Below are 14812 nucleotides of genomic sequence, written 5' to 3'. Positions count from 1 at the left end.
TAGCGGTGAATGTCCCATTTACCTTGACAATGATCCTGACGCGCCTTAGCATTCTCGCAGCACATGCTTGAGGACACAGAATGACGGTAAACCGTTTACGAGCCCTGGTTAATGACGATTTTAATGCGGTCAATGATCTGATTATTGATAAAATCCAATCCCAGATTGGGTTAATCGATGATTTGTCGACGCACATCGTTCAAAGCGGCGGCAAACGTTTACGTCCTCTGCTGGTACTGTTAGCAAGCCATGCCTGCGGTTATCAGGGGCGGGAGCACATTACCCTGGCGGCCATGATTGAGTTTTTCCATACGGCAACCCTGTTGCATGACGATGTGGTGGATGAATCGACCCTTCGCCGCGGACGGGAAACAGCCAATGAAATCTGGGGCAGTAAAGCCAGTATTCTAGTCGGTGATTATCTGTTTACCCAATCCGTGCAACTCATGGTGAGCGTGAACAGTTGGCCGGTTATCCGGCTTTTAGCCGACACCTCGCACAAGATCAGCTGCGGTGAGGTCAAACAATTGGTTAACCGTCACAATGCTGCCATTTCCATTGAGGATTACCTCGATGTGATTCGCGGCAAAACCGCCCTGCTGTTCGCGGCAGCCGCCGCCATTGGCGCGCTGTTGAGCGGTGCTGGTGATACCATTGAAAAAAGTCTGTATGCCTATGGTCTTCATCTTGGCAATGCCTTTCAACTCATTGATGACGCCCTGGATTACTGTTCAGACGCCAACACGATTGGCAAGAACATTGGCGATGATTTGGCGGATGGCAAAGCCACCATGCCTTTGATTCACGCTTTAAAGCAAGGGACGCCAGCACAAAAGCAGCTCATCGAAAAGAGCCTGCGCGAGGGCAGCCTCAGTAATCTCGACGGTATTCTAGAGGCCATTAAAGCCACCAAGGCCATCGAATACACTCAGCAATACGCCGCGCAGGAAATCGATCAGGCACTGAGTGCACTGCATATTCTGCCTAATTCAATTTATAAAGAGGCTTTAACGGATTTGGCGCTGTTTGCCATTCAACGTCAACATTAATCGGAGTGTAGCTCAGACTGGTAGAGCACTGCCTTCGGGAGGCAGGGGTCGCAGGTTCAATTCCTGTCACTCCGACCATTCACTCAATCGGGTTCGGGTTATTGATAACCTCCCTGAACTCTATTCTTCATTCACTCAAAAGAACTTTTGTATCGTATTGCCGATGAGCAAATCAATTTCACTTTGTTCCTGCTTACCCTCATGAACCGAGTCAACACCAAGGCAGCGCAGGCAATCTTTGAAGAGCAAGGACGGGTTTTTAATGAGAATCTGCTGCTGCTCCTCTATTTTGTCCAGCGAGGTAAGGATGCTTTTTATGCCCTCTTCCAGCAATTTGAAATGGGCGCCAATGGAGGGATTGGCTTTCAATAAATGCAGTATATTATTGGCGGCCTGCCTCATGTCAGCTGCACTGATATCCGGCCGCAGCAACACGTCCAGATCCTTGTTTAACGGCTCCAGCCGTTTTTTGTCTTCATCGTTGGTCAGACCGGCAAGCCATAACCGCTTACCCTGTCTATTTTTATCGAGTTTCTTCTGCTCATTCGCAATAATGGCTTTCACATCAGTCAATTGATGAACAACGCTTAAATCGGCAACGGCGGCGCTGTAATCCTGGAGAAGTGCATTGATGGCGTCAAACCCTTTTTTCTGATAATCAGTTGGATTGGTTTCATACAGTTTTTTAAGCAGTTTAATCGTCGTTTCTAAAAATTCATTCTGTTTTGCAAGATCAAGAAGCGGATTTCTTTCAACGTCTTCAATTGCCGCCATCAATTGGCCCAACAGGACTTTCTGCTGCTGGGTATAGGCCCTTGAATACAGATAGGAAGCAAAAAAACCGTAGGGTTCGTGCAGTTCTTTAGCCAGGTAGTCTTTAAGCGCATTTTTAATGTCATTAAGACGCGTGGAATGATTCAACTGCGTGCTTTGCGAATGAATGCACATGACGTAAATATGGGTGGTTTTATGCACAGAATCCACCTCAATATCAATGGGGATCATGGCAATGTCATCCGGCATTCTTGATAAAAACTCCGCTTCGTTAGGGTGGGCTGACACATTGGCCACCGCATAAAAATCAGCCAGCTGTTCGGGATTTTGAACATGCAAAACGATCCCTTCATCGGTCGCAAAACCCACCGCGCTGTTTAATTGAGACGACATGCTGACGTTCTTTTTGGAGACAATGTCGGCAATATTAATGTCAATCAGTTGAGCGGGGGGTAAAGAAGCCAACTCCCCCCGGGCCTGCAATTCCTTCACCCGTAAGAATTTGTTAATAAAATTCGGCAACCCAAAGCTTTGTCCACGGTAAAGTACCTCTGGTGTTTTCTGAACCTCGAATTGCCGTTTCATCACCCCGGCCTTGTGAATAGCCATATTCAGTAAAAAAGCCATTTTCCTTTCGTCGTCTGTCGTCGACTTCGGGTTATTGTAACCAGAGACAATGGCATTCAGCTTCTTATAGAAAGGGCTCTCGACAGAATACATCCTAAGCAATACGTCTTCAAAATTGGGCTCTTTTCCTTGTTTAGTGAGCGCTTTTTTACACCCGTTGTACAAGTCAGACAGAACAATCGTCTCGCCGCCGTATTCCATTTTAAAATCGGACTTTTTGAGTATCTCTTCAATAGCGACGAGAAAATGATCATCCAGCTTCTGAACCACGACGGTCAGATGCCCGCGTCTGGTCATGTTTTCAATTGAATCAATGGGGATGGCCGGGAGCAGCGATTTTTGTTTGGCCGGTTGACTAAGGACAACAATCAGTTTTTCTACCGTCTGTTTGATAGCCAGTTCTTCTTCAGCAAATTGTTGGGGGGGCAAGGTGTATTGGGTGGCAATTAATGTCTCTAATGCCTGGCGTATCGCGTTTTTGGATGCAGACATTTTAAGTCCCGGCCACCAAGTGGCGGCAAATAATGATCATTGAGTTAAATTATAACACAATGAGTTTCTACTTTTCTCAAATTAACCATTTATTTACTATTGACTTACAATCACTGGCAAAAAAATGACCACCATGGCATCTCTGATGGTCTAAGTGGATTTTGATTCACTCGCCACGTGTAAATACCCATGCACCAGGCTGGTTTAACCTGCCTGGTGCAACCCATGGAACACACGCTCAATCATCCCCGCTGCAGTGACAGCGCTCCCCTACCCATCTCGGCCCAATCTGATTGAGCCTTTACTGGCATGGGTAGCTGGATTAAGCATTCCAGGTTGTCGGTTAAATATTTTAGCGGCTTGGGTACGCTGGCTGCGTGGCGTTCCAATAACCCCTTAAGCTTAAGTAACTCGATAGAACCTGGCGCCCAGGAGGCGGTCAGATCGCCTGCGTTACGGTTAATCAACGGCACCATGGCCTTTTTCAGCGCATGGTTTTCTGGTAACCGATCAAAGAGGATTTCTGCATGACGACGGGTTTGTTCATTCAGAATGTCATTTAAGAAAATCTTCGATTCCATTGCCACGTCCGTGTCAGCGATCATATCCCCTGCAACCTTCAAAAACATTTGTACGGTAATATCATAAAGGCGGCTGTATCCTTTTTTGTTATGCTTCGTTCCCTTATCGCTCTTCAGAATCTCCCGCTGTGTTTTCCAGATTGTTTTAAGGCTTTCCTCATAAAATGCTTCCTTGGTATGAACATCATCCGAGTTTAAGTTTAGAAACAAGTCACGGGCCTGGTTTTGGCGGATGGTGTTGGTCCACCAGAAACCGGCATATTTGGCCTGTTGACTCGCAAAATAAGCTTTCTGCCGTTGGATAAAGGCATCCGCCTGATGGGGAGGCAGTGCCTTATCTCCTGAAGCGAATGGCGCTTTAGAGACCTGAACCAATTCTCGGGTAAAATGAATTAACTGACTAAAGCATGCCGTTAATTGCCCCCGACCTTGTTTGTCATTCCCCAGTTTCTCAGGAACATGAGACACCACCTGTTGAGATAAATAGGCATACTCTTTATGGCACTGCTTTGAAAACTTCTCGCCCAAGTCCAAAAGGCCATGGTGAAGATACTGCATGATCTGCCGGCGTTCCTGCCGCTTTTCACAATCGATGCTGCCAAAATAAAAGTGCCATTGTTGATTCTGATTAAGACGTTTTGCTTCACAAACCACGTTCAGCGCTTCACTGAGCTGACTCTTGTTGCGGATTGTTTTGGTTTTGAAATAGGCATTCGTCAGGGCCTTCATAATAGGCAAGTCTTTTTTTCCATCCGCATCGAGGCCTTTGTTTTTATTGGCATTGACCACGTCAAGAAAATCCCTGTAGAACTCATTGACCTGTTTATCCATTGTGGAATGCAGGTAACCCTCCATTAACTTCATTGCAGGGTAATGCTGGTCAAAAAGCTTAAGCTGATTCATCAGTATTAGCGACTCGTCCATTAATGCACGATCGTGGTTTTTTTGCCAAAGTCCCCATAAAGCGGTCATTTCTTCCGTGGTCAATTCGCTGGAGGCGTCAACCATGCATTCCGCAAACTCACCAAACGCTTTGGTTTGTTTCAAGTCGAGAGAAAAGAATTGATGCTCATACTGCTTCTGCAGAAAAGCAAATTTTTCCTTATGGGTTTTTACTTTTTCGAGATTGCCAAGAATAGTCAAATAACAGTTAAACAGAACCAATGACATGCCCTCATCCTGGGTAAAGCGTCCTGCCAACTGCAAGAGCTCCTTAAGAGGCACATCGGATTCTTTAATGGCATTGAATAAATCCTTCGCTCTGGCAGCCGGTATCTGGTTAAAACAATTCATCCATTGCAGAAAGGCTCCAGCATCACGTGGAGTGGCTGAGAGAGTAGACGATTCAATGATGTTTCGTCTGCGTAAGAATTCATGGAATTGTTCCCCGGCCTCATGCATTTCCTTGAGTACGGCCTGACAATCATCGGATTGATAACGACCCGGTCTGAACTTAAGCCGCTTGTTGATGTATTCAAGCGACAGATAGGAAGGCAAAGTGACCAACGGCTCAAGGATTTCTTTATTAAAAGCCTTCGTTTCTTCAAAACCAGCGAGATACCCAAGGAATTCCTCACAGTCTTTTTCACGAAGCGGGAGCCGCTGCGACAGGAAGTACCATAACCTGCCTTGCGATTTCTCGCTGAAGTGGCTCAAAACATCCGCTTTGGGCAAATAACCGTAATCCGTCTCGGATAGCAGGATGGATACAAGGGGTCTTAACAACGTCGGATTTTTCATCAGCGCGTTGGCATTGTCATCCAGATACGACAGAAGCGCTTTGATCCTGATTTTGGATTTTTCAGCCTCGTCCTCACCCCTGAGTCCTCGCTCGTGATTAGCCTTAATCAAATCAAGCAGATACCCTAAATCATTCTGATTGGTATGAACGCTCAGCAAACGAGTCACGTTGGGTTTGGACGCAAAGACATCGGCTATTTCAGGAAGCCCCGTAAAGGTCTTCCAGAAATCATTTCGGATCGCTTTACAGAAGTGGCGAATGAACGTCCTGGAAGCCTCATTCTCACTCACGTAAGCGGTGGCGGCAATTTTCATCACCAGTGTCAGCAAGGCACTGTTATTTGTAATGTCGTCACCGTCCACATAGACAGGATATCTCTTATTAATAAAGTCTTGAGAGAAAAAGGTTGTTAGGGCATCAAAAAGCGACGCATCCTGCTTATCATCAGGCTGTTGCCTCAGCAGTTTAATGACATTGGACCAAGCGTCACAGGACACACTGAAAGCCGCTTTATGCTGCTTGACACAGGCCGTTAACTGGGTGAACAGCGAGATTCGTCTTGCCTCACTCGCCTCCGATGTGCTTAAGGCGTTTAATTCCTGATAGAACCGGTCCATTCGTTCATGTTGTGGACCATACACCGCCTGAGTGACGTTGTTTCTTGCAACGGAGGAAAAAATGGATTGAAAATAATAGTGTTCGGTCTGTTGTATCCAGGCCTGGTAAAAGGTTACCACGCTGGCCATGTCACTTTTTTGCTTTTTAGGAACATGGCGGTAGCCCGGTTTAAAAGGAATCAAAGCGCCCTGTACACCGTCAAGAACCGGGACAGGAGCACGGCTGACCCCGCTCTGACTGCTTTCTGGACTGGCCTTTTCTTCAAGTTTTTGCAGCGTTCGCTCACATTCCGACCGTAACTCAGCCAGCGAGTTAAGAACACGAATGATGTCTTCGCCGATCGCTTTATCTTCTACTGATTTAGTCGACCCTGACAGCCTGTCCGGATGCCATTCAAGAGCTAACTGCTGCAACTGTTTCTTTAACTTCAGCAAGTTGGGCTTATCTTCCAGACGAAGCGTTCCCGTTTCAAATTTTTTCTGCCATAAGCCTGACTGTTTTTCAAGGTATTTAAGTACCCCACGGCTGCCTTCCGCCATGTCGGCTGTCTTTCCAGCCAAGGGCAGCAGACTCATGGTATTTAACTGCGGGCAAAACACGCAGAGTTTTTGCCATAGAGCATCGGCCTGTTTAAAAAATTCCGAATAGATTTCTTCATTATCCCCCTGTTTACCAGCCAGCCGGCTATTCCAGGCGTCTTCAATCTGTTTGCGATGCTCAAGCCAGGCCTTCATTAAACGTGCATGAAGCGCGTTGTCCTTATTTCGAATGGCCTCATGCATAACATCCATCACCTCACCGGATAAGGTGGCGATGAGGTATTCTTTACGACGCAGGAATTTTTCCCGCTCCCGCTTAAGCTCGAGGTTTAACTGCACAACCGAGCGGGTAATGATGTATTTTTCCTGTAAGTCTGCTTGCTTAAGCCAATCCCATTTGGTCGAGCCGTTATGCTTATGCTTTTCTAATCGATTGTCGACATGCTCTTTCTGTTCTTTGATTAGGACACCCAAACGGTTTCTATGAGGCGAATCAAGATAGGCTTCGTATTCACGCTGGATTTTCGAGTAATCAATCACATCAATACAGAGTCCCTTAGCACCGTTTCGGCCCTGACGTCCACGCTCCTGCTTCTCAATATCGGGATCGGCAGGATAGCTTCGGATAACCACTAGCCCTTTTTCCGATTGCGGCTTAATGTCCGTCCCGCGTCCAAGACGGGAACTGTTGGTTATCGCGCCGTTTAAGCCGGCACCGGGCAGGATGTCGCTTTCCTGTTTGCCGCTGTCGTTGGTGTCTACCAGGAATTGACTCAGATTAAGGCCCTTTTTTCCCAACGAACGGTGAATGTTTTTACTTAAGTGTTTAACCGCCGGGTCATCCTGGCAGGCATGCAGGATGGGCTGATCTTTGTAATCCACCATAAGCCCAGCAATGGTCTCGACCTGTTCATTCTCAGAGGAGCAGAAGATCATCGGCGCATAAGTCGTGCGTATTTCCTCATGCGTCGGCAATTTGGTCACGTGTTCAATACCGTATTCTTCACGGTAATAATGAAGCGCAGCTTTATTGCCCGCAGTCCCGGTACAACCTTCCAGTTTGCTGTAATATTTCTTCAGGAGATAAGGGGCATTTTGTGACAAAGCAATTTTTGTTTCCGGTTCAACAAAGAAATCAGGCATTTCACCGCGGCGAATGGCTTCTTTATTTAAGCGGATATGTAAAAACTGGTGAACCAGATCACTGTAGGTAGAACCTTGTCGGACTTGATTACTGATAACCACTTTAGCCGTTGTGGTGTTAATCACCACCCCATCGGCTACCGTTCGGCTATCCGGTCTTATGCAGAATTCAGTCCCTTCCTTCAGATTGGCGGCAATGTGCGCGGCGGTTAGTAACTGCTTAAGCTGTCTGTCGCGTTTGTTTAACGCCACAGGGTCTTTGCTCAGGGCGGGGACCAGGTAAGTTTCAAAAAAATGGGATTGTTTTGGACTCCAGGTTGCTTTTCTTTCCTTGATGTAATTGCACAACGATTCCAAATGTTTTTTACGAGAAACAGCGACAATACCGCTTTCTCCCAATGAATCAAAGTTTTTCCGATTGTCGAGATACCAGTCATAGGTGGCGCGATACACCCACTCATCCATGTTGTAAATGGGATCGCTTTCAGCCTTATCGGAATAGTTAAATTGCGTCTGTTCGAATCGTAAAATGTAATCCGCCTCATCCAGCCAGGCCGCGCGGCGCTCGGGGTTCAGATCGATGGCGTGCTGGCCTTTCCAGATATGGCCTGACTGGAACAGGCTGAAATTGCCAATGGTGGCGTAATTGATAGCGCCTATGCCTGGTCCAGAGCGGGTTTGATAGACCCCGGCATCCGAATTTTCGGTGATGTAAGCATGTCGAATCCCCATGGCATCCAGTACGGGAGCAAATTCATCATGATCGCGTTTTGACAGACTGTCTTTTGAACTGAACACATCAACGACATAACCATTAAGCGCCAGGTAGGCGGACCGCATGACGGTAATGATGCTTTTACCTTGACCGGTACGTACCTGATGAAGCAGGCTCTCATCATTGTAGAGGGCGGCGTACAAAAGGGACAGCATCTGGGTATGATTGGCCCACTTGCCCGACTTGCGAAGAAGAATTTCCCGCATGCAGGCCAGCACCCGCGCAGAAGCCTGGTGCTTTTCAATGGGCGTAGTGGCGCCTTGAAGCTGAGCTAAAGCCCGATAAAGGGTATCGGTTAATTGATTAGCCTTCAACTCATGCAGTGAAGCCACCTGGCTGAAGTTATTGGTGTAATACAACAGATTAATTAATTCTTTCTGTTGCGCGTCTTCAAAATAAGCTTGCCCTTTTCGCTTGAATCCAGCCAAAACCCGCATTAAGCCCTTTCTGTCCTCGTCACTGAGGCTGTAATGGCGCTTAGACTGCCCCTTGTCGTCCAAACCCTGCTCGACCGTTTCAAAACGGTGGATGAGTTTTTCAGCAGAATTGAATTGCGGTTCCGCCAGAAGCTTTGCTAGCATGGCCAGAGACGGACGAGGATCAGAACCGTAATACTGGGCAAGCTGACTTAATTGCTGTTCCGATAAATGATCCAGCTTGTCTTTCACCTCAGCGACCAATGATTTCTCTTTGTCCCAATCATTTAATGCCTGAAGCAGTATGAGCTTGACGTACATCTGTTTGGGTGTGTAGGCACCGAAGAATGTTCGAACACTTTCTGGCTTCATGCCTTTATGAACAACCAAATCAATCAGTTTAACCTGCGTCTCCTGCCATAAACCCTTGAGTTCTCCCTCCAGTTGGTCAGCCGAATGCGTAACATTCTGGAATAATTCGGAACGGTAATCGATTAAATGGGATTTCTGGCATTGGTTTAGAAAACCCGTTATTGCCGTTAACCACTCGTGGCTGGCTTTGGCTTTATGCAGCGCGCCCAGGGTCTGCTGAGCATACTCAACGAATTTTTTATCAGCATTGTCGAGAAGCAATCGCACAAGAACGGGTTTATATTGATTGGGCAAAGGCTCACGCACCATGACTCGGGTGCGGTTTTGCAGAATACTTCTGGTTTCGTCTGCGACCTTTAATTTATGGAAATCATTATTGATTAAACTTAAGTCCTTAGCCAGTGCATCATCCAGAATGACGGATAATAAATTAACCGGATAGTGGTGCTCCAGGGCTGTGTCATCCACCAGGCTCTCAAGCCAACCAGTGAGTTGTGGAAGAGAATAATGCTTCTTCTCCTTGCCCGGTTTTGCAATTAAGGTACCCAAGACCTGCCCTATCTCGTTAAAGTAGGTTTTGTTATCCAGCCGGATGATTAATTTAAGGAAACTTTCTATTTGTTTCTCTACCTCAGTCCCTGCTTTTACTGCCGCATAATCCTGAAGGAAACGCCTGGCCAATGTCAGGTTCTGACTTTTAAAACCGGGTTTTAAATAGCTGTCAAGGTAGACCAGGGCATCCTCGATTTCTTTGGCTTCCAATACTCTGAACGGAGCATCCTGGAACGTAATGGCGCACTGCTTTTTCAACAGGGAAGACACCACCTTGAGTCGCGTTTCTGCCGGGTTTAACGACTCGGCGATAGCCTCAAAGCATTGCTGCAACTCATCCCGGTCTGGCCAATACGTATTTTGATCGAAATCAATGGACTGAAGCTGCTTTTCAAACAGTCCAAGTTCCCTGACCGCCTCTTTGGATTTCACTGAGGCGATTTTGTAAGCCCCTTGTGCAGGATCCTGCCAGGAAGACAATTTGAGCTTTTCAGTAACCAGCCAGGGATAGGTCGTGAACAGCGGGCAAAGGGGTTTATCGAGACCTTCTGTGCAAATAACATCAACCAATTGTTTAAAGAGAGGTTTTTGACCGTCAAATTGGGCCAGACAATGCAACGCACGCCCCGAAGCATTAATCAAATCCAGACGGTTGCCTTTAAAATCGCGATGCAGAGGACCAATTATGGAGGAAAACACCAGGATATCCTGATAACGCATCCGCCAGGTTCCAGGCAACAATTCCTTATCAAGGGATACTGCTTCGTTCATCCATTCCAGCAAATCGGGAGGGGTAGACAGCAACTCCGTGAGTATCGCTCTAAGCTTCACCGCATCCATCGCCTCAAGATGATCCACACCCACACTAAGGCCGGCCATGAAAAGCCGTACTGCCGGGCCGTACTCCCCTGTCAGTTTCGCATCGAGAAGTCCCTTCAGCACCGACAATTGCTTTTGGCTTAACTGCATTTTTTTACTGGCAAAACGCAGGGCCTGCAGGGTGGGGTATTGCAGTTGGAATTTGGGATCCCACTCCACCGGATACCCTTTCTCCCTGTCTTCCCTTGCTGAATAAAATTCGCTAAAGGCCATTCCATCATCCCAGTAAGGAAAATGCTGATAGCGGGAGGCATAGTAAAAACCATTATGACGCCAGTCGATTTGATCAAGGTGGGTTAACGTCAGTTGCTGGATATGAGCGCTGTCAAATTGCTTGCGCTGCTCTCTTAACACGCTATACAAGCGATCAAGAAAGACATTGGCATTAAAATTTTCTGTGGTTTCAAGCAAGCGACTAAGGCTTTGTTCATCAAAAGCGAGGTTTCTCTCTTCCACGTATTTCAGCACTTTATGGAAGGCATACCATAAATCGGCGTAACGCAGATGACCGACCGCCTGGCCATGGGCATCCACCAGTTTCCACCAGAGTGCCTGATGGCGGGGAAACGTTTTAAGTGTGGCGATGCTTAAGGCAATCGCGTCCACTTCAGATTGTTCAAGGTATTCAGACCAGTTTTCTGACATATCCAGAAAACGCTTTTTCCATATTCTGAAACCCTCGTCCCCAAAATTCTGAAGAATCTGATCAGCGATAAAGAGAAAATGTTCGCTTCCGTTGCTCGCATGGGCATTAACAACATCGTAATGTTCAAAAACCTGTCCGAATGCACGTAGATTTTTCTCTGTTAAAACCGTTGCGCTTTTTGCGTCAAACAAAGCTTTTTTAAGTGCTTTTGACAACTTCACTTTGGAAGAGTTCGCCCACTGACCAAGGTAAGCCAGGCAAAGGTCATAGTCTTCAGGCTTTGAAAATTCGCCAGTAATATCAAAATGTTGCAGTATCACTGTGGCGGCTTTTAAATTGGAGTTATCGACCAATTTCGCCGCATTGTTACGGCGAACCGCGTCATTATCTTCCGAGGCCAGGTATTGCCAGAACGTTTGCTTTGCGGTTTTCTCCTGACTAAACGGAGTAAACTGGCGGTAATCGCCTTTAGATACCTCGGCGGGTCTTGGCGTATACAGTGACACAGTAAACGGATTACGTGATTCGCGTTTTTTAAGTTGTGCTGCCCTCAATTCTCTTCTTTCACGTAATTCGTCAAAACAGAGAATAAGCCCTTTATTTTTAGAGTATTGCAGGAAAAATCCGGCCGGCAAATTCTCTTTGGCAATCCCCATGCGGAATTGCGGCGCGTGAGCCATGATTTTTTTCATGGCGTCGGGATGAATTTTTTCAATCACCTGCGGCGCGTCGACTTGACTCCCCACCCACAGAGAAAACAACTGGCTTAAGTCAGCTCGTTTCCAGCCTGAACGGTCCTTAATCTGGCCAGTCAAATTATGCCATGAATCCCGGCCTTTTTCGTCAATGTTGTCACGGGTAATTAATTGGCTTTCATCACCGTGAAACTGCATGATCTGCTGTTCTTGTTCCTGCTCCTGCTCGACTGTCTGCTGCAGTTTATCTTCTTGCGCCAGTTTGAATTCCTGTCCCAATTCCTGCTGTAACTGCTGCTGAATGCCAGGCGTTTGCGCCGTCAACGGGTAAATCACGTCGTCGCCATCAAAAGGCTGGTGTTCCTGTTCCAGTTTCCTGTTAAGAATCAGTTCGGGAGTCAGCTTGTTGGCAGCACTGAGGTAAATACTTTGGGTATTTTGCTCAAGTTTCGCATGCCGTACCCGGCGCTGATTATTCAAAATGGTGTTTTGTAACTCACGGTAGCTGGCTTTTAATTTTTGTTGCCGAGGTTGGGAGTAAGCTTCCTGATCCCAGACAGGGATAGTCAATTGCACTCTTAGATCGGTGGAATGAGCCTTATCTGCCAACTCATTAATCAATGAAGCGCTTGCATCTGAAAAATTGCGCAGGTTGTAAAGTTTCACCTCGGACAATTCCTGCGGGAAGCGTTTTTTACGCTCATTCAAAACCGTAATTAACCCGATCAAGGCCTGTTCGGTTCTTTTATCCAGCTTATCAGGCAAAATAAACGACAAACGTTTAAACAGGGGGGTATGTCCCGCGCTGTTGGGATGGTAATTTTGAATCTTTTCAGCTAAATAAGCGATGTACTCGTGCGGCTCATCGGTGAGACTGCCATTTAAATCGAAGGTACAGGACAAGTTGGGGGAAGGATACAGCTCGTCCTGATTACCAGAATAGGCTTTGAGCACGTTAAATAATTCATTCAATCCTTCTTTGCCCATTTGAGCTATCTGGGCAAAAGACCAAAGCATGGAAGAAGCCGCCTTACGGCCATCATGATCACAATGCCCCAGAAGCCAGCCTTTGTTAAATTGTACGGCTGAATCGATAAAATCCAAATCCATGGCATCGCCGTGCTGTTGGAAGAAAGCTACCATTGCGTTCCCAGCCTCTTTCCAGAGCCTTTTACGGGCAGGGATGGACATTTCTTCAGCCTTCATGACGCGCGGCTTCTCCTCGGCGAGAAAACGATTACGCGCTGCACAGTGCATGGGGAAACTGAAATGGGCTTTATTTAACGGGTCGATGTTCTCAGGCTTTACCGTGCGAAGATGGCAATCAAAATCAAAGAGGTTTTGGTTCGTTTCATCTAATTTGATGGACGGCATAATGAGTCGGGAAGGGGCATAATGATACACCGCATTCAAAGCTTCAGTTAGCCGTCTTTGAGGCAGGTAGAATGAACCCGGTTTAACCGTCAGGGTAGTCAGATCCTCTGAAAAGCGCAATTCCTCTTTATCAAAACCATCCAGCATGGCAGCCGCTTCAATCGTGTCCAGGGCGTTTTCCTGGCCGAGAAGATAAACCGGTGTCTTTTTTGAGTTCATCGGATTGAGTTCAGGCCAGGATAACTCACTGAAGGGTTTTCGATTTCTGGCCGCTCGTTTCAACGACTCCGTCACGTTGCTTTGGTTTCCGCCAACACCGTTCATGCAGTGTTCCAACATGCTTTGATGCAATAACGGCAACGGGACTTTATCCCTGAAAGCAGCTAAAGGTTGCTGGCTGTTCTGCACGCTCCAGGGAACAATTCGTCCAAATAACACCGCATGCCATTGGGTGATTTCAGCGATGTTGTCAACATCATTGAGCAGGCGATTGTGCTGATAGTCTATCTCTTCAAAGCTGAGGCCTTTTAAGCCAGCAATGGCTGCCAGTGATTTTTTTTGAGCCTCTTTGCAATGCGGAGGCAGGTAAGCCACCCACCCGCTATTGGTTTTCTTTATCAAAACCCAGATTGGAGACTTCTCGTGATTGATATTGACCAGAATGTTATTCAGCAGTGCCCATTGGGCGGGCTTTAACAGCTCCAGTTCATCCTGGTGCAAAGGGGCGTTGGGGGTAATCGCAAGGTCATTGTCGTGCATAGCCTGCATGGACAACGGCTGCAGGTTATATAAAAGTCGAAAGACATCAATTCGACTTGGCGGAGTATTGAGCCGCTCCATGCCAAAGCTGTGGTATTTATTAAGATTAAAATGAGAGGGATACTCGTCTCTGAAATGGATGACATACAGGGAGCGCACGTCAGAATAGGGGTAATTTTCAACGTAGTTATCCAGCCACTCCTCCGAAAAGGGCGACCATTCGAAATCCTTGCTTTCAATGCGACTCACGTCGGCCGAAAACCAGCGGGACAGCTTGCCGGATGCCAGGGTGTCTAAAAGACGCTTCTCAAGGTAGCTGTATAAAAATTGATAAGGGATAGTCCTTGTATCGGTTCCATGGGTATTAAGCCAGGCGTGCCGTCTGAAAAGTTTTTTTTCTGCCTCTTCAGGATGCAACGCGTCGATGGCCTCGGTGAAAAGCTGGTGTAATCCATCCTCCCAGATTGAGCGGGTAAACTCTTTTTCATAATCGCTTTTTATTTCCTCCTTAACCGTGTACTCGCTTACTCTGAAGTCATTGTAATAACGGAGATAAATAAAGTATCCATGCTTCTCAATGACGCCTGTATCAGCCTTTGCTGCCAGCTTCAGGCTGTTCCCCGAACTGGCCTCACGACTTAACAGGTCTTTTTCACGTCGAATAACTTCGTTTCGCGCCTTTTGTGTGATTTCATCGTCCTTTCCATTCAGCCATTTCAATGACAATTGTTTTTGAATTTCAATGAGAAGACTTTTTTTGACAAGATTCACCAGCATAAA

The 14812-nt window shown here is 46.8% G+C and carries 3 protein-coding genes and 1 tRNA gene; 2 read left to right on the top strand and 2 right to left on the bottom strand.

All coding sequences use genetic code 11. The features are described 5' to 3' along the window. The first annotated feature begins 80 nt into the window (after positions 1-80). Positions 81-1049 carry a polyprenyl synthetase family protein gene (locus Lrub_RS04465; protein WP_058530992.1) on the top strand — a complete coding sequence of 323 codons (969 nt, stop codon included), beginning with the start codon at positions 81-83 and terminating at the stop codon, positions 1047-1049. 1 nt (position 1050) lies between these two features. Next, a tRNA-Pro gene (locus tag Lrub_RS04460) sits at positions 1051-1127 on the top strand. 57 nt (positions 1128-1184) lie between these two features. Here the strand turns inward: Lrub_RS04460 and Lrub_RS04455 are convergent. Together Lrub_RS04455 and Lrub_RS04450 are read right to left on the bottom strand one after the other, a co-directional pair. Next, on the bottom strand, positions 1185-2942 hold the full coding sequence (locus Lrub_RS04455; protein WP_058530991.1) for a hypothetical protein: 1758 nt from the start codon (positions 2940-2942) through the stop codon (positions 1185-1187). 242 nt (positions 2943-3184) lie between these two features. Then, on the bottom strand, positions 3185-14809 hold the full coding sequence (locus Lrub_RS04450; RefSeq protein ID WP_058530990.1) for a hypothetical protein: 11625 nt from the start codon (positions 14807-14809) through the stop codon (positions 3185-3187). Positions 14810-14812 lie beyond the last annotated feature (3 nt).

Origin of the sequence: Legionella rubrilucens, assembly GCF_001468125.1 — a bacterium.
Lineage (GTDB): Bacteria > Pseudomonadota > Gammaproteobacteria > Legionellales > Legionellaceae > Legionella_C > Legionella_C rubrilucens.
Note: the sequence above shows the minus strand (reverse complement) of the source record. Positions and strands in the feature narration are given on the sequence as shown.